Genomic DNA, 16,852 nt, shown 5'->3' with positions numbered 1-16,852 from the left:
CGCCTCCCTTCCTGCCGTTCCCCGCGCTTACCCCTCTCTTTTTTCCCTCTTGGCATTACAGCCAAATTCTAAAACCGCCCTAATGGCGGCTTCAGAATTTTATGCCATTTAATCACAGACCGTTTCTTGCTGTTTTTAGTTCCAGAAGATTAACTTTATCTATTTTCCCTTCATGTATCATGATGGTTAACTTTGCCGGATGTTTAAAGCGCATCTCACTAACTCTAAAAGTCCACAGCATTATTTTTAGTAGGTCTTGCTCATCAATTGTTTTGTGGCCTTTGATCCGCGTGAGTCCAGACCCAAATATAGGTACAGAGACACTTTTTTGAGCATAAACACGGTTTACTTTATCCCAAAAACTTATCAGAAACTCAAGATACTCAGGCATGGTGAGGTTTGCTTCATTTTTACTATTGAATTTAGATAGTGCCGTGATTAAAAAGTTATCTAAAACACAAATAGTACCAATCTCATACTTTTGCTTTTTACCATCTCTTCTTTCTTCATCTATGTCTTTTATTTCGTCTGCATCAAATTTATAATTTTTGATATGGTCGTCTAGTTCCGCTACAGTGCAAGGTAGGTGATCCGTAATGAATTTACCATTGAGGCTACTTGCGGCGATAATTCTATCGTCGACCTGAGTATCAAAGTATTCGTTGAACGCTATAGCTTTTAGCCCATCCTGAGCGAAAATGTCCCCGGTTTTAATGATGACAGTACTCTCATCAATAGTGAGTTTTATTTCCCTTAAGCTGTTTGCCCTGCGCCAAAGATAGATATAGACAAAAAATAAAATTACAACACATACAATTCCATACGCTACTTTTTTTTCCGTCGGTATGTCTACAAAATACAACGACCCACCAATCACACCAAAAATTATTGATGTGTAATCTTTAAATTCCTTAAAAACCTGTTTATCACAGAAACTAACCTTAGCCATTGTATATTCCTATTCCTATTCCTATCTGGAAATGAAGCGCCTTATAAGGCGCTTCATATATATTACGCTGTATATCTATAAACATCTGGAACTGTTTTAGTGCTCACCATAAATTTACTATCAGCGAGTGATTGCATAATGAGTGCTTTATTCATCGGTACATGTAGTGTAGGAACGGAATTCATAGAATCTCTGAAAACTGGGATTTTACCCCATAAATTTTGTATTTGTGGTTTTAGAATGTTATTGAGTAGCAAACTTTCTTTTGTATCATAGTCTGGATAGATAACAATTACCGGCAATCCTAATGTGTTAATTCCGTAATCAATTTCTTCTCTTAAGGCGCGAGAGTTTACCGTTCTCTCACTCAGAAAGAGGATAATATTTTTCGAATTCCTTAAACGTTGTCTGAGGCGAGGCATTAAAGTTTGTTCCCAATTACTCCCATCACGAACATTGTAAGTTGTGTCGTGTGAGTTAGTAAAAGGGAATCCGGCATCAGCCCCTTTCCACATTCTCAGTGTGTTGTAGTAAACAAAGTCTTTCGTAGCATGAGCACCCAGCGCACCTTCATGAAAAGGCTCAGCAACATAAAACGCACAGTAATTACCACTCATTCCTGTAATCCTCCTTCATTAAAAAAATTCGAGTGAAATTATACACCTCCTTGCAAGTGAGAACCGCTCACTAAATCCACAAAATAAGCAATGTTTATCAATGCTGTGCAGTTTGTTTATACCTTGGCATTACAGCCAGAAGCCCAATTCCCCCCGTCCTGCCCCTCAACACTACATCTAGTGGCTTTCTCAGCTGCGACCGATACCACATATAGTATTTTCCCCCTTCAGTGCCATACCCTGCATCGATGCCGGTTAACACCGGCAGCGTTATGAAGTTTGTTCTTTACGCACATTCCGTAAAAAGCCAAGATAAGATGCACCGCCAGCCGCCCCGGATCGCCACATTATTCTGGTCGTCCTGATGGTGGGGGTTTGCGACAATAGACGAACCGGTGAACAGCTCCCCGGATATTGATGAACGGGCGGCGTATTTTTGTACAGGTGCGGAGAATGAAAAATTGAGCCTGATACCCCACGAACTGAGCCAGATTTCACGTAGCGCGATCATGCCGCTGCGCTTCAGCTATGAACAGGCGCTGCGGTTGCGGCAAATGGTCATGGCCGCCGATCTGGATTTGCCCCGGTATCTGCTCGCGCCGGAAGTGGCCGCACTGCTGGCCTACGTCCCGGACATGCACCAACGGTTTTTGATTGATACGCTGTGGAACACCGGCGCGAGAATTAATGAGGCGCTGGCGATCACTCCAAGCGATTTTGTCTTTAACGAGCTGATGCCGTTTGTCCGGGTGATCACGCTGAAGCAACGGCAAGCCGTCAAGCGGCCACGTAAGGACGTGGTGCCGGGGCGCAGCCCCGGACGGCCAAAGAAGGATGCACCGCCGCCGTTCCGGCCTGTGTCACTCCCGGATGCGGCCTATGCACAACGGGCGCAGGAGTATTTTGCGACCTTCAAATGTAAACGCTATGAGCCGGTGTGGCAGGTCAGTGATGAGACGGTGCGCAACTGGATCAGGGCGGCGGTGGTTCGGGCAAGGCGTGACGGCGTAACGTTTTCAATTCAGCCAATCACACCGCGCACGTTCCGGCATTCCTACGCTATGCACCTGCTGTTTAACTGCGTCGAGCTGAAGCAGGTACAGGCGCTAATGGGACATAAGCGGATAGAGAACACGGAGATTTATACGAAGGTGTTTGCGTTCGACCTGACACCGGCGCTGGGCGTGGCGTTCTCGATGCAGAAGGACGATGCGCTGGCAATACTACGGTCTACGAAAGATATATAACAATATATAACGTTGATGTTTTAAGGGCGTAAAAAAACCCGACTGGTGATCGGGTTCTTTTACTATCCGGCTCTGAGTTGGTTGCTCTGACCGGAGTGAGACAGCAATCAGCTAACACCATAATATTATGACACTTGACACAGGCTGTCTAGTGCCGGTTGACACAGGCTGTCAACTGACTGAATTACTGCATGAATCTTGCGGATAGTACCTGTATACTTCAGGCGTTAGTTCTGTTGTCTTCGCTTCAGTTTCACAGGCGTGAACAAATTCAAGTCCTGGCCGGATCACAGGTGGTGCTGGTTTCGGTGCTCTGGCTGGAGTGAGACAGCAATCTGCTAACAAACCGAGAGCAGCCGTGGTGACAGGCAGTGTAGGAGTAAATCACGGTGTCCTTACTCCCATAATGGGAAAACGCATGTCAGCTTTTTTAGATAAAGCTATCATGGTTCTGAAAGCACTCACTGTGCTGCTGGAACTGATTCGCCAGTTCATCGATTGATGACGGTGAAAACGTAACTAAGGGGGCGGGCTAACCACTCGCTCCCTTTAATAAATTACCACTCCCCTTTCTGTTCTTCCTTTTCTCAAATTCAACGTAGCGCACAATGCTATATAATATTATATAAAATATGTTGTGCGGACTTCCTCTCTTTGGTATTGTGATTTGTATTGTACAATACAAAATCATGAGCAAGGTGAGCAGTACAAAATGAATACGACTAAGAAACCGGCCATCAAAGCTTACTCTGAGCTTCAGCAGGCTTACGATTACTTCAATAACGTTCTGTTCAATCAGGAGCTGCCCGACCTTCTACTCACGCTTCAGCGTGGGAGAAATACGTTTGGTTACTTTGCCCCGGAGCGGTTCACCGGCGAATCTAATATTTCCGAACTGGCGATGAACCCGGACTACTTCGGAGGGCGTTCTCTTGCTGATACATTGTCAACGCTGGTTCATGAGATGGTACACGTTTGGCAGCACTACACCCCGGCCAAAAAATGCAGGGGCGGTTATCATGATCGCGTGTGGGGCAAAAAGATGGAGGAAATTGGGCTGATGCCTTCGAATACCGGCTTGCCGGGAGGGAAGAAAACCGGGCAGCAAATGACGCACTACATTATTCGCGGTGGGCGCTTTCAAACTGCCGTCTATGAGCTGCTTAAAAACGGATTCTCGATCTCTTGGTATGACCGCTGGAGCAGTGAGGCGCTTATCACCTCAAAGGCCAATAGCGATATCCTTGATGATTGGTTGCGTGTCACTGATAAAGATGATTCTGAGCTGATTAACAAGCTAACCCTCACCGTCAGTAAAAGTAACCCTGATATCGAGGATAACCCGGACGTGGACGGCACAGAACTGACAATCGACATCAGGCCACCAGTGAAAGGCACCGGCACAAGAGCAAAATTTAGCTGCCCGGATTGCGGCCTGAATGCTTGGGCGAAGCCTACAGCTAACTTGGTTTGTGGCGATTGTGATTTACCGTTGGTTTGCGATGAAGACTAAAGGGAAAGGTTCTATGGACAATAAATACAACGCAGAGATTACATTGGCGCGTTCATGGCGTTCAGATAATGGTTATGCCGGGAAAGGTGGCGTGGTGATCGTTTTCAACAATGAGGTCGCAGGGTGGTGCAACGAACTGCGTGATCCTCAGCACTGGATTGCTGGATGTGTGGCGATAGACGAGGAATCTAATTGCTGGATGGCTATTGCCGGTAATGACTATGACGGCGCTCTAATGTGGTTGCCACTACGGGAACCTGAATGCTGATTTGCGTTTGCTATCATTTTCGTTGCGACCGGCGAGCTGGCCAACGCAAAATTGATAGCAATGTAATCATTTGTTCCTTCTAAGTGATACCGTTTGCTATCAATGAGGTTTACATGAGTGTTCTAACCGTTCGTACCACACCTGAGCAGGATGCAATAATTGCTGACGTTGGCAGGCGTATTGGCAAAAAACAAGCCACCAAAATATTGCTGGAAGCTGTGGAAATGTACATCAAGCATGAGCATGAAATCACCGAGTTAATCAATGCTCTGAATGACACCCAATGTCAGCGCGATCGTTACATAAAAGCTATTCAATCCTATCAAGAAGCCCATGCCGGTTTGATGGCCTTCACACCTGAGTAATTCAGGTTTTGATATACTTTAGTTACAACATACATTTATGTTGTTCAGTACCATTCCCTCAACCCCCTCTGCTCATACGGTCTGCACTAAAGCAGATCATCGACTTTCGGTTTTTAAATAGTATATAAGGTTATATATGATTCATGTTGACGCTCATCATTTAATCCTATATATTGTTATATATCGTTAATTGAGGGGTTAACAAATGTCTGGCAAAATCGGTGTTTTTGGTAGTGATAAAGGCGGCGTTGGCAAGACTACGGAACTGGTGAGTTCTGCCGTGGCTCTGGCTATTTTGACTAAGAAGAAAGTTGGCATTATTGAAGCCGACTCTCAACGGAGCGCGAAAAAGTGGATTGATCGCCGTAGAGAGGCGGGGATTCTTCCTGAAATCTTCTTTAAAGAAGCCTATGGCAGAGATCTGGAAAAAGTAGCCAAGAAAATGGCTCAGGACTGCGATTATGTACTCATTGATACCGCTGGCCGGGACAGTGTGGAACAGCGCATTTCGTTAACCTTTGCAGATATCTTCCTTTCGTTTATTCAGCCTTCTCAGGTCGATTTAGAAACCTTGGAAGAGCACACAATCAAAGTGCGAGAGGGCTGGAAGTTGAACCCTAACATGCGCGTTCTGCACGTTTTAAACCGATGTCCAACACATCTGGCAGATACCGATGCTCAAGATACTTACGAAATGCTTACCAGCGATCCTGATTGGTGGCTTCCGGTTGCAAGGCAACGTATCTATGACAGAAAGGCACATCGTAGAGCTTTCGCTGAAGCAATGGGCGTTCATGAAGGTTCCGACAATAAAGCGAAAGGCGAATTAGAATTACTACTGAAAGAGGCAGGTTTTTATGGTTAAGGCAATCAAAAAAATTAAGACAGACACGAACACGCCGGTTAGTGCTCAGTCGTTTGTACAGCAGGTAAAAACCGTACCTAACTCTCAAAGTAAGTTAACCCGGAAAATCCTGCTTAACTGCACTGAAGAAGAATCAGAAATGATTAACACCCTTATGTCTGATGGTGAAGTGTTTGAGCGTTATACCCAAACCAACGTTCTGAGAGCTGGCATTAGAGCACTACTGATGATGCCAGAAGAAGAAAGGATGCAGCTATTAGACCAAGTTACAGTGAGCGCCCCCAAGGCGGGAAGAAGACGATAAAAAACATATATAATATTATATATGAAGGGCTATCCTAAGATAGCCCTTTTACTTTTAGAATGCTTCTGATTCGCCATAGAGCCTTTCAAACTCGCTGGTGTAAGCTTCGGCAAGTTTTGGGGCGTTCTTCAGTAGAATTACGTTTTCAGCGTTATGGTAAGCAGCATTGGCCGTGTAGTTGAAAGAACCGGTCTGTACGCTGGCAGCGTCTATCACCATGAATTTATCGTGCATTTGGCTATATTTGCCGTTAACCCGGATAGCTACCCCCTCCTTCTTCAGAAGGGGCGTGATGGAATAACGTTCAAACGCCTGTGATTTATCAGCCACAACCCGCACCTGTACGCCTCTATGAGCGGCCTGAATCAATGCCTGAGCTATCGGTTTGCTCGTAAAAGAAAATGCAGCAACGTCTATCGAGGATTTTGCGCCCCGGATAGCCGATAAAACGATGTCAGATGCCCTTCCCCCCGGAGAAAAGCCAACCACTGGAGCATTAATGGTGGAGTCGGCCAACACCGCTACAGGCTGCTGGATTCCTCCTGATATGATCCGTTGCGTGTAGTGGCCGCCGTTGAACATCTCGATGATGGCAACAGCGGCGACAAACAGCACCGGCAATTTAGCAAAAGCCGGGATTTTCATGATTACATTTCCATCCCTTTATCTTTCTGTTGCTCTTTCTGACTAGATGCCTGATTTTTGGCTTCCAGCTCAGCCTTAACGCTGTTACCTTCATGATCAATAACGTCGTCAAGCGCCCTTCCTTTCCCTGTCTCATCGATAACACCGCTCGCCAGCTCCTCACGACTGAACTGCTTCAGATAAGCATTTTTCGAGAGCGCATCAATCACTTCAGGTTGTTGCTTAATCACATCGGCGGCTGGTTTCCCATCAATGGACATAACAAACTTGTTGCCCTCACCGGTATAGCTATATTCGATTACCAGTGGTGATTTTTCTGATGTAGGATCATTCATCGCTTTGCTGGTCGGAATATCTTCAGATGCTTCATTAATCAACATCTTATCCAACATTTTACTGTCAATGTGTGTGCCAGAAGGGATTCCAACCTCAATCAAATCATCATGAGTGGAAGTGAGTTCCGAAAAATCCTTACCAGTGATGTGCTCTAATTGCTTCTCGGAAACTTTTATATTTGCAATGAGTTCTGGCCGCCCTCCTGTTTCTTCATTAATCAAAGCAACGTTGTACTTCCCTGTGCCATCAGGGATCACTTCAGCACTTGTCACCATTTGTCCGTCATAAGTGCTGAATTTTTCCCGCCCGATCTCGTAATAAGCCTCAATTTCTGAAATTCCTTTTTCAACAACTCGTGCATTCAAAATTTGTTGCGCTTCATTTTCAACAGCGTCAATTTGTTGATCTGACAGCGGGGAATCTTGTTGACCGTACATTTCTTTAGCAACAGACTGTTTTATTTCCGCATATGCTAATTCACGTTCCTCATCTAATAAGAAGGCTTCCTGTTCAAGATCTGGCTCAGCTTCCGTAACTTCGTTCTCGGCGCTGGCCGGGGTCACTTCCGTAGCTTCGCTCTCGGCGCTGGCCGGGGTCGCTTCCGTAGCTTCGCTCTCGGCGCTGGCCGGGGTCGCTTCCGTAGCTTCGTTCTCAGCATTGGCCGGGGAAGATTCTTCAGAAGAAGCGGCTGGTTGCTGCTCAGCCATATTGGCTTTAGCAATTGTAAGCTCTTCAGGTGCCACTGAATTTTCAGGACTATCTTTCTCAGTTTCCTTTTGCGCTGCCAGCTCGGCTTTCATCTGCACTAACATTTCCTGATATTTTTCAGGTTTCAGGATAATGTTTAATCCCTTCTCGGCTGCAACCTCTACAACCATTTTTTTAAATTGGTCATTTCCGGTCAACTTCAGTTCGTTACCATATTTGGCAGTAGCAACCTCTAAGCCAAGAGCAATTTTTTCTTTCTCAATTTCTTTGCGATTAAAAATTATTCTATCCCCTCGATCTTCAAAGACCAAAGAGCCATCTTTCTGTGATTTATAATGCACAATACCTTTAGATTTCTTCGAGGCTACGAGATCGTTCATACGAAGCTTTTCAGCTTTTTCCTTTAGGAACTTATCTTCTTTCTCGATGTTTTTAATATTGTCTTCAATATTAATTTGCATATCACCTTTGACGATAGAGTTTTCTTCCTCTTTCCAAGGGATATGTTTTTTTAAAGAATCTGCAATGCCCATATTTTCACCTTTTGAATGTATATAGTCATTGTATTTTTCTGCTTCTGGACGGCGATATATAGCCGAAATTGTATTCTGAGTACGTTCCCTATACTCTTTAATTAACTCATCTCTTTTTAAACGCTCAACTAAAAGCATAGATAAAGCGGCTTTACGATCAAGGGGCGTTTTTATTGTCTCATAAATTCTTGAGCGGTCGTACTGGTATTCTTTAAAGGAATTAGATTTTAACGAGCTAATCGTAGCTCTCAATTCTGAGCGCATTGATTTAATTTCCTCGTTGAATCTAGGGCGATATTCCTTAGTATATAATTTCCACTGTTCAGGGTCATACTTAACTTTGTCATGAACAGGTTGTTGCTCTTTCTGTTCCTGATAACATTTATTCAAAATCTCTTTAGCCTCTGACCACGGCATGTTCATATGCTTAGTGAGAAAGTCTGAAACATTGAGATTTAGCTTACCTGCACCTATTCTAGCACTCCCATCCTTAGCAAATGAAATAGAGTGGTTATCAGGATTAAGCCCATGAGAAACGCTCAAACTATTAAGTAGCCTTGCTGGTTCAAGGTTCTTCCTGATATCAGAAAAGTGACTTCTTTCAGAATTAGCTATATTCGCCTCAATTTCCTTTCGGTAAACTTGAGACTCAAGATTAGCAGTATTTAATCCTCCTGTTCGCTGGTCATTGTCAAACCGTCGCAGTTCAGGACGTTGATGTTTTTCTTGCCGTCTGTTTGCCATATCACTGACTTCATGATCAGGCAAAACACGTTCAGTTTGCTCGGATGCGTATTCTTTTCCTCGGACTCCGTAAACCACATTGCGTTCGGGCATACTTGGCAAGCCGTGGGAATAACGGGATATATTTGCTCTTGTAACTCGGTTAATACTGGACTGGTTATTTCTTTCCCGTCCTCCCGATTTTTGAAGGTGTTTATTTCTGTATCGCTGTTCATAAGCTACCTCTCTGCTGTTTAATAATTCGCGTTTTTCCTCATTAGAAGATAACCGATATGTCTCACGAAATTTAGGCGTTGCATTAGCAACAAACTTAATTTCTCGACTGGCAACACTTTGCCATGTCTCCAGACGGGTTTCTATTTGCTTGGGTGTAGGTTTATCTAACTTCAATTCCCTACGTTCAATATATTCTTTAGAAAATACTGGTGATTTTAAATTGGTGAATTTTTTATCATCACCAATTTTAACAGCTATATACTCGTTGGGTTTACCAGCATTTCGAGTGACTACCTGCCCATACTTCTCAACTACAGATTTAAATTCATCCATAGAAGTAATATTTTCACTTTGCACTTTATAAAGAATATCTTTTTTAACATTACCTTGCTTTTCGTTGAAAAAATCACCTTTTATTCTAGAAACAATTTCAGACTGATGATCATCAGTCTGTCTTACAAAGTCTTTAGGGGATTCAAGATTATATTTACTGTTAATTTTCTCTTGAATAGCCTCAAAATATTTTACATTTTTATCATAAAGTCCGACAGGGTTTAGAGAATTACCAGTAAGTAAATTAGTCTTAGGAATTACTAAATGGATGTGAGGCTTTCTATCAACCATTTCACCAGTTTTACGGTCTTGTATAGCTTTTATTTTTGGTAAATGAGCTTCAGCATAAAAATTAAATTCATCATCTTTGTAAGCGGTTAAAAGCATAGATTTGTAATCTTCCACAACTGCCTTTAACGTTTCCTCTGCAACAAAATCCTCTCGAAAAGAAAGAGTGATATGAAGGTAGCGATCTTGTCCTTTATCCTCAATTGAATTAATAATGTCGTTAGTTAATGATAAATCACCCTCTATAACCTGACGGTTATCTAACTCATCGCGAGTAAAATCCCGACCATTTTTCATGCCGCTTTCAAGGTATTCTGCAATACCTGAGTTTCCACCACTAACCCTTGCCAGCATCTAAACCTCCTTTTAATAACTCGCGAATATCAATAAGAGCATTTAAAAGCTTCATGTATTGAAGTTGGGTAATAGTGCCAGACAACACTGATTTATTTATTTGCTTGGTCAACTGGTTTAAGTTATTGCTAGTTTTGTTATAATAAAATAAACATTTCTTATAATCAGGCGAGGCTTTCTCTTTAAGCACAAGGTCAAATTTGTGCTCAAGAAAAATTGTCCTGAAGAATTCAGAACGTGACATTGTGCTTTTATCCAAAAGCATAGCATATGGCCTGAACTCTTCTTCAGTTAACCGGAATGAAATCACTGTGCTTTTGTTTGGTTTCATCTGTAAGACTCGTAGAGGCTAATGTTTTGGGTTTCAAAGGGGCACCCTTTGGCACGCGATTATACTAGCCCCGGAGGGGCGTGTATACATCGATAACGTGCCTATGTTTTGGCTATTGATTTAACTGGGTAGCAAGAGGATAGCGTTAAAAGACCATAGTGAAACCATAACGAAAGCAATTAGATATCATCTGGATAGCATATAGGTAGCAGATAGATAGCTATTTGATAGCAAAAAAGACGTGACAAACTAAAAAATGTGTTTATCATGGGTTTTCATAACAGAACGGTGAGGATCATGACAAAAGAAGAGCTTTTCGAAATGATGAAACCATTGGCTGAATCAATGCGTAACAGCTTGGCAAGCAAGCAACATGCCTTCAATTCACATAGAGCAGCTATTGATACATGTAAAGCAAATGGTATCAGCAATCAGCTCATAACAGATGCAATCAATAGTCATCTGGATGATGTAGAGAAAATTACGTTAACGTACTTTAAAAACTTATTGGTACGTTCAAACAAAAACGGCCAAAGAACCAAAGATAAAGTTAGTGTGCCACAAACATCACAACTTCAAGTAAGAGATAAGAATGAATCCGCTCCTAAAGAGATTAACTCATATCAAGATAGTGATACACTGTCTGCATACATGAAGGTATGCTTCGGATCAGAACGTATAGCCAGTAGAGCAATTGAGGCGGAAGTGTCTATTGATGAAATCAAGTCATGGAAATGCCCAAATCAAGTAAATCTTGGCACAAGACTTTCAAACCATATTCAGAATAAATAAGGATGCAACATATGTATTTAAAAGCAGCAATTCTCAATAATAGCGGTAACGTAGGTAAATCTACAATCTGTCAAGCAATGTTGAAGCCTCGCTTGCAAGATGCCGAGATCATCAAAGTAGAAACAATAAACTCTGACGGAACAAACGACAGTAAACTATCAGCTAAAGAGTTTGATGAAATTTTAAAACGTATTGATGATGTTGATTGTACTTTGATTGATGTTGGCGCATCTAACATTGAACAATTTATGGTTCAAATGTTAGAATTCCAAGGTAGTCATGAATTAATTGACTTCTTTATCGTTCCTGTCACGCCACAGGATAAGCAGCAAAGAGATTCCATTGCTACTATCAATAACCTACTCGATATGGGTATAGAACAAGATCGCATTAAAGTAATTTTCAACATGGCAGAAAAAGACCTTACTGTAGATAAACAATTTGCAATATTCCTTGCTGATAAAACTTGTAAAAAAATTGTTGGCTCTAGCCCGTCTGTTGTTTACCACAACAACATATTTACCATTTTGACCAAATCAAAACTGAAATATGAAGACGTATATAATGATGATCGCGATTTCAGAGCCTTAATCCGCGCAACAACATCTAAAGAAGAACGCGCCGAATTATCAAACCTGCGTACTGTGAAGATGCTTATGAACGGTTTTAACTCTGACCTAGATATTGCATTTCAAAATCTGAATATTGCTTAAAATAACACCGGGGGCGTAGCCCCCTTTAAAACTGGTGATGAATATGTCAACATCGTTTACAGAAGAATTTAAAGACGCAAAAGTAAATCAATTGTTAGAGGATTATATAGAGCTTGAGAAAACAATAGCAGCTATTCCTCAACAACTCGAAAGTTCACTTTCTACGGTCAAGGAAGCAATCGAGTTATTACCAGTGCAATTGGATAGTAATTTAAAAGAAAAAATCCAAGCTATTATCGAAGTTTCCGAACAGGCAGATAAAAATACAAAAATTGCAGCAGAGAATCAGGCAAAAGAATTCTCAATCCTTGCTGACTCTATCAAAACTGAAGCGTTAGCATCTTTTAAAATCGCATTGGATAATTCCTTAACTCCAGTTATGAAACAGCTTAAAGATGCGAGTAATGATGTTTCAAAACTAACTAAAGAAAAGAAAACATCCCCTGCCCCGCTAGCTATTGTTGGTGCTCTATGCGCCCTCTTATCACTTGGGGGCGGATTCCTAGGAACTGCTATATGGAATAAGGTATTTCTTGACGCAGCTAAAAATCAAATAGCCTATAAAGATAAAGTATTGAATGCCAATTTCAAAGGTAAAGATGCACTGATAAAATCACTTCCACCGGAATTAGCAAAGAAGGCTAATGAAACATATCTAAAAGCCGCAGATACAGAGTTAGGAAAATAAAGAGGGTAATTAACATGAGTAATAAACGTCTACCTACAGATGGTGTTGCTTTGTCTGCAATTGTGGCAAAAGAAACTACAACCGGTAAATGGAGCGGCAGCGGTGGTGGTTTGGGGCTTGGAACTGGTGGTGTCGGGTTATTTGTTGGTGGCGTAAGTGGCACCAAACATGAACAAACAAAAAGAGCTGAAGAATTTGACTCGTTACCAGAGGAAAAATTTAACTGGCTATATGTCTATGCGCCGTTGTTAGCTATGATTGGCATTGGTATGTTAGTAAGCTGCGGATCGCAATTAAGTGAATTTTTAACAGATACTAGTTCTCAGCCTGCATCAACAACAAACGTCATGACCAATATATCAGCAAATCTAAGCAATATGGTTAGCTGGATAGGAAAAGTTGTGCCGCCTGTTCTTTTTGTTGGTTGTGTAATATGGTACTTTTTCGGTTTTAAAACAAGACAGAAAGAAGAAACATTACGTTATGAAAACGCAAATAAGAAAAGAGAACACGAAGTGCAAATATATAATAGACTTCGTTATGTAGAGGTAGATCATATTGTATTTGACCCCCTCACTGGTGAGGAAACAACAGCAACCCGCGAAAACATATTAAAATTAATTTCAGCCGTATCACAGAAAACAAAATAAAAAGAAAAAGGGGTAATCTGTATACCCCTTTTCTTTGGTTGCATAGTTGCTACAATTATTGAAGGTTTGAAAAAAACTCAGATTCCAAAAAAACTTTTGCTAATCTCTGACTCCCTTTATAGTCCAGTTTCTTCAAGTCAAGCTTTGTTGCAGCCTCCCATTTCTTTTCAAATTCGACTTGTTTTGTACCGTTCTTAAATAATCGGTATGCCTTTGCAATAACCTCATAGCTACGATCATCACGTTCATACACAGTAAATGTATATTCATTCGTACCACGGCTACTTTCATCACGATAAATCAGTTTGCTTGTCATGTGTGTATCTCCAGCACCGGCTGTGGCCGGTGCTTTTTTATGGGTTATCCCTTCAGGGAAATCTGTGAAACAAAGCCAACGATTTTGATCACATCATCCGGGCTAAGATTACGCAATTCCAGATCGTACTTATGTGGTTGATACTTTTTATCAATATGACCTTTAACCCTGTCGTTTACGGTAAAATCGCAAAATCCCAAATTTCGCTGTTCACCGCTGTTAACACGAGCAAGGTAGCCAAGAGCCTGAAGCAGTAGCGTTTGCTGGTTCCTGATATCAGATTCAGCTTCAAATTTTACCAATGCCGCCTCTACAGCCTCTTTCAACCCCGGCAGGACATGCCGCCGAACGTCAGCCGCAATTGCTGAAGCCCTGCGTGTTGCTTTAGCTGAGCGTGTCGAATGGCAACCTGTGGTGTAACTTATCTTATCGTTAACCTTTGAGATGAAGCGAAAGAAGCCATCCGATTTACTCACACCTATTTCACAATGGCGTTCATTTTTATTTGTCAGATAGATATAGTGCTCTTTACTTCTCAACTGGTTAAAAACCCAACCATCAGACAAGTGAAAAGCTATCTGGCGAAGCTTTAAGATATCTTCATCTGTGAAACGCTGCATTTTGTTACTCCTTCCCGGTATAGGCGGGTTTCCTTAAAGGTATATATTATTATATAAGTTCACAAAATAAAATGTATATATCATTATATACAATAAACAAGGGGCATCAGCCCCTTGCGTTAAACGTTAAATATACCCTCTTCTCAATTCAAGAAATCGAAGCAAAATACCCCACTGGCGAGCGTTTAAAGGCGGTATTCTCGTCGGTACTCCGTTTTCAACATTGCTTGCTAAACTCTTCCCAAGATTTATAATGTCTGTAAGTGTCATACAGTTAACCCCTAACGTTTGTTGGCACATGCGCCGGATTGCTCCAACAATCCGGCTTCCTTTTTGTTAAATCGTGCTCCAAAGAACAACCGAACTAACAAAATAGTTTTGCCCCGTATTACGCTGTGCAAACGTGAATACAGCATCAAATTCGTTGTAACCGTTAGCGTGAATTTTGCAGCCCTCATACCAGCATCCATCAACATTCTTATCGAACGTGATCAAATAGGTTTTCAACTGGCCGAATGAGGCACTTACGTGATCTACGATACTCATAATATTTACTCCATCCCGTTAACGGCGGGTTTCCGTTGGGCGTTCTGCCCGGTTCATGTGGTTAATTATATATAAGATTAGAAATTATCGCAACTTATTTTATATAATATTATATATGATAAATTACTGATTATTTGTATTGTACAATACAAAATACTACCCCGTTTCAGGGGGTAGTATGAGCTAACACTAGTCCGGCCACTTGATCCGGCGAACAAAATTTAACGTTTCGTCACCTGTCATTGCGTAATATTCTGCACCTTTTGGTGTACTCGCAAATCTGATCATCTTCATACAGTGATCACGGAACCCTTCTTCATCACCAAATCCTAAATCAATACGGCAAGTATATTCATCCCCGCTGTCAAATTTGACTGTAACTTTAGTTTTAAAATATCCGTCTTCTTTATCTGCTGAAGTTGCCACGCCGTAAGCGAGCGTTTCAAATGAATTAAACGTATAGGTAAATTCATTCTTCGAGAACACTCTTGCTTCTGACCAGTGGACTAGAACTTCAACAGGGGTAACAGTGGTGGATGTAGTCATGATTTTACTCTCTCCCGTTAACGGCGGGTTTCCGTTGGGCATTCTGCCCGGTTCATGTGGTTAATTATATATAATATTAGAAAGCGACGCAAGATTATTTTATATAATATTATATACCGTTTATCACCTACAGCGTTGGAACTGGAAAACGCAGGAGTAAAGGGGGAGCATGAGGGGGTATTGCGTTATCTATACAAAGCAAATAGCCAGATAGGGGAGGGTATCCCCTATCTGGTCAAAGTTAACCGTAAGTGGAGAACCGGAAGCCCTTTATATGGGTTCCTGTGGGAAGCACACCGCTTATCATCTATTTTTACACGAGGTTCGCTCTCACCTTTAATGAGGCGTTTTACCATGATTGTTTCATCCAGAAAACTATCAATTACCGGATAAGACTTACCGGACATAGATCCACTATGGTCACAAATATCCCATGATTTTATTGCACGTATTTTTACCGTTGATTTACCAGATACCGCGACGACTTGGTAGAAATTAACGTTTGTTTGTTCATATCCATCAATGTGAACAAAATAATCATTAACACGAATTTCATTACCTTCAAAAACAATTGAATCAGACATGATTTTAACCCTTCCCGAAACAGCGGGTTTCTGTTTATTTGCCGGGTAGTAATACCCGGCATTTGAAAGTTTAGATATTTATAATCACTGGCGTTGTATTTTCTGAAATTACAGAGGCACTTTCTGACCAGTATTCATAGAAAGAGCGATTGTCTCTCAAGGCAACATTGGCTTTATCTTCAGTTCTGAATTTACCTAGAACTGATTTACCGGCACATATGCACCATGAACGTTTGCGCTTTTCAACAGTAAGGGGAAGTTTAGCAATCATTTTAAACGCTCCAAATCATTAGTAAATTCTAAGTTTCTCAAAACTAATTTAAGAGTGATTTCATTCAGATTAGACCAACCGACTACGCCATTAATAGTTGCTACTTTCCAACCTTCATCTTGGGTTTTAGTCAGAATGAATTCAGGTTCAGCAGAATCAGAGCCTTTAGAATCAATTCCATATTTCAGCTCAATGCCTTCTTGAATTTGTTCTTGTGTTAATACGGTTGTTAGATCACAAACATCAAAATATTTATTTAAAAAAGTCTCGATTTTCATAGCAATTACTCATCCCATTAACGGCGGGTTTCCGGTGGGCGTTCTGCCCGGTTCATGTGGTTAATTATATATAAGATTAGAAATCGGCGCAAGATATTTTATATAATATTATATATTATTTATGCGCTTCAGCGCATGGGAGGCGCTCCGCGCCGGAGACTCCCGCAGCGCAGCGAGGACATAAAAAGCGTTACGGCTTCAGCCGTAATAACCCCCTCACTGCTGAGCCTAG

Annotated in this window: 23 protein-coding genes; 11 read left to right on the top strand and 12 right to left on the bottom strand. The window is 41.6% G+C overall.

Translation table 11 applies throughout. The features are described 5' to 3' along the window. Nucleotides 1-112: 112 nt before the first annotated feature. A complete protein-coding gene (locus tag M988_RS21915) occupies nucleotides 113-949 on the bottom strand; it encodes a macro domain-containing protein (protein WP_064575998.1) in 837 nt (278 codons plus the stop codon). Nucleotides 950-1,011: 62 nt separating this feature from the next. Continuing rightward, on the bottom strand, nucleotides 1,012-1,566 hold the full coding sequence (locus M988_RS21910; RefSeq protein WP_064575995.1) for a TIR domain-containing protein: 555 nt from the start codon (nucleotides 1,564-1,566) through the stop codon (nucleotides 1,012-1,014). A gap of 395 nt (nucleotides 1,567-1,961) precedes the next feature. Here M988_RS21910 and M988_RS21905 point away from each other — a divergent pair, with 395 nt between their 5' ends. The 7 genes from M988_RS21905 (at nucleotide 1,962) to M988_RS21880 (ending at nucleotide 6,128) form a co-directional block, all read left to right on the top strand. After that, nucleotides 1,962-2,813, top strand: a complete 852-nt coding sequence (locus M988_RS21905) for a tyrosine-type recombinase/integrase (RefSeq protein WP_346211211.1) — start codon at nucleotides 1,962-1,964, stop codon at nucleotides 2,811-2,813. Between the two features lie 406 nt (nucleotides 2,814-3,219). After that, a complete protein-coding gene (dinQ, locus tag M988_RS23400) occupies nucleotides 3,220-3,315 on the top strand; it encodes a damage-inducible type I toxin DinQ (protein WP_428838874.1) in 96 nt (31 codons plus the stop codon). A 210-nt stretch (nucleotides 3,316-3,525) separates the two neighbouring features. Further along, on the top strand, nucleotides 3,526-4,326 hold the full coding sequence (locus M988_RS21900) for a SprT-like domain-containing protein (protein ID WP_064575991.1): 801 nt from the start codon (nucleotides 3,526-3,528) through the stop codon (nucleotides 4,324-4,326). A 13-nt stretch (nucleotides 4,327-4,339) separates the two neighbouring features. Next, nucleotides 4,340-4,594, top strand: a complete 255-nt coding sequence (locus M988_RS21895) for a hypothetical protein (RefSeq protein WP_064575990.1) — start codon at nucleotides 4,340-4,342, stop codon at nucleotides 4,592-4,594. A 113-nt stretch (nucleotides 4,595-4,707) separates the two neighbouring features. Further along, a complete protein-coding gene (locus M988_RS21890; RefSeq protein WP_064575987.1) occupies nucleotides 4,708-4,959 on the top strand; it encodes a hypothetical protein in 252 nt (83 codons plus the stop codon). Nucleotides 4,960-5,164: 205 nt separating this feature from the next. Then, complete coding sequence (locus tag M988_RS21885) at nucleotides 5,165-5,824, top strand: division plane positioning ATPase MipZ (RefSeq protein WP_064575984.1); 660 nt, start codon at nucleotides 5,165-5,167, stop codon at nucleotides 5,822-5,824. Next, a complete protein-coding gene (locus M988_RS21880; protein ID WP_064575981.1) occupies nucleotides 5,817-6,128 on the top strand; it encodes a hypothetical protein in 312 nt (103 codons plus the stop codon). Before M988_RS21885 ends, M988_RS21880 begins: the two co-directional genes overlap by 8 nt. 54 nt (nucleotides 6,129-6,182) lie before the next feature. On the opposite strand, the gene M988_RS21875 is transcribed toward M988_RS21880, so the two are convergent. Genes M988_RS21875 through M988_RS21865 form a run of 3 tightly spaced genes read right to left on the bottom strand, consistent with a single transcriptional unit; the run spans nucleotide 6,183 to nucleotide 10,616 of the window. Beyond that, nucleotides 6,183-6,773 carry a phospholipase D family nuclease gene (locus tag M988_RS21875; RefSeq protein ID WP_248846536.1) on the bottom strand — a complete coding sequence of 197 codons (591 nt, stop codon included), beginning with the start codon at nucleotides 6,771-6,773 and terminating at the stop codon, nucleotides 6,183-6,185. Between the two features lie 2 nt (nucleotides 6,774-6,775). After that, the gene (locus M988_RS22730) at nucleotides 6,776-10,285 is read right to left on the bottom strand and encodes an LPD7 domain-containing protein (RefSeq protein WP_064575978.1); all 3,510 of its coding nucleotides are present in this window, start codon (nucleotides 10,283-10,285) and stop codon (nucleotides 6,776-6,778) included. After that, entirely contained in the window at nucleotides 10,269-10,616 is a 348-nt protein-coding gene (locus M988_RS21865) for a plasmid mobilization protein (RefSeq protein WP_064575975.1), read from the bottom strand. The genes M988_RS22730 and M988_RS21865 overlap by 17 nt, the downstream gene beginning before the upstream one ends. A gap of 297 nt (nucleotides 10,617-10,913) precedes the next feature. On the opposite strand from M988_RS21865, the gene M988_RS21860 reads away from it, so the two are divergent. From M988_RS21860 to M988_RS21845, 4 genes are read left to right on the top strand one after another with little or no spacing between them, the layout of a single operon-like run. Next, on the top strand, nucleotides 10,914-11,408 hold the full coding sequence (locus M988_RS21860) for a hypothetical protein (RefSeq protein ID WP_064575969.1): 495 nt from the start codon (nucleotides 10,914-10,916) through the stop codon (nucleotides 11,406-11,408). 11 nt (nucleotides 11,409-11,419) lie between these two features. Next, on the top strand, nucleotides 11,420-12,121 hold the full coding sequence (gene stbB / locus M988_RS21855; RefSeq protein ID WP_064575966.1) for a StbB family protein: 702 nt from the start codon (nucleotides 11,420-11,422) through the stop codon (nucleotides 12,119-12,121). 43 nt (nucleotides 12,122-12,164) lie between these two features. Then, nucleotides 12,165-12,809 carry a hypothetical protein gene (locus tag M988_RS21850; protein WP_064575964.1) on the top strand — a complete coding sequence of 215 codons (645 nt, stop codon included), beginning with the start codon at nucleotides 12,165-12,167 and terminating at the stop codon, nucleotides 12,807-12,809. 14 nt (nucleotides 12,810-12,823) lie between these two features. After that, complete coding sequence (locus M988_RS21845; RefSeq protein ID WP_064575959.1) at nucleotides 12,824-13,459, top strand: hypothetical protein; 636 nt, start codon at nucleotides 12,824-12,826, stop codon at nucleotides 13,457-13,459. Nucleotides 13,460-13,514: 55 nt separating this feature from the next. Here the strand turns inward: M988_RS21845 and M988_RS21840 are convergent, their stop codons facing one another. From M988_RS21840 to M988_RS21815, 7 genes are all read right to left on the bottom strand, one after another. Next, the gene (locus M988_RS21840) at nucleotides 13,515-13,775 is read right to left on the bottom strand and encodes a hypothetical protein (RefSeq protein ID WP_064575956.1); all 261 of its coding nucleotides are present in this window, start codon (nucleotides 13,773-13,775) and stop codon (nucleotides 13,515-13,517) included. 44 nt (nucleotides 13,776-13,819) lie between these two features. Next, nucleotides 13,820-14,395 (bottom strand): hypothetical protein, encoded by a 576-nt coding sequence (locus M988_RS21835; protein ID WP_064575952.1) that lies wholly within the window; start codon nucleotides 14,393-14,395, stop codon nucleotides 13,820-13,822. A 336-nt stretch (nucleotides 14,396-14,731) separates the two neighbouring features. Beyond that, entirely contained in the window at nucleotides 14,732-14,941 is a 210-nt protein-coding gene (locus tag M988_RS21830; protein WP_064575948.1) for a hypothetical protein, read from the bottom strand. A gap of 189 nt (nucleotides 14,942-15,130) precedes the next feature. After that, nucleotides 15,131-15,487: an LPD25 domain-containing protein gene (locus tag M988_RS21825; RefSeq protein WP_064575945.1), complete on the bottom strand. Its 357-nt coding sequence runs from the start codon at nucleotides 15,485-15,487 to the stop codon at nucleotides 15,131-15,133. 227 nt (nucleotides 15,488-15,714) lie between these two features. Next, complete coding sequence (locus tag M988_RS21820; protein ID WP_064575941.1) at nucleotides 15,715-16,071, bottom strand: hypothetical protein; 357 nt, start codon at nucleotides 16,069-16,071, stop codon at nucleotides 15,715-15,717. 70 nt (nucleotides 16,072-16,141) lie between these two features. Next, the gene (locus M988_RS22925; protein WP_074388474.1) at nucleotides 16,142-16,342 is read right to left on the bottom strand and encodes a hypothetical protein; all 201 of its coding nucleotides are present in this window, start codon (nucleotides 16,340-16,342) and stop codon (nucleotides 16,142-16,144) included. Continuing rightward, on the bottom strand, nucleotides 16,339-16,620 hold the full coding sequence (locus M988_RS21815) for a hypothetical protein (protein WP_064575938.1): 282 nt from the start codon (nucleotides 16,618-16,620) through the stop codon (nucleotides 16,339-16,341). Before M988_RS21815 ends, M988_RS22925 begins: the two co-directional genes overlap by 4 nt. Nucleotides 16,621-16,852: the final 232 nt, after the last annotated feature.

Origin of the sequence: Hafnia paralvei ATCC 29927 (assembly GCF_001655005.1) — a bacterium.
GTDB classification, from domain to species: Bacteria; Pseudomonadota; Gammaproteobacteria; order Enterobacterales; family Enterobacteriaceae; genus Hafnia; species Hafnia paralvei.
This window is presented reverse-complemented; position numbering and strand designations above follow the sequence as displayed.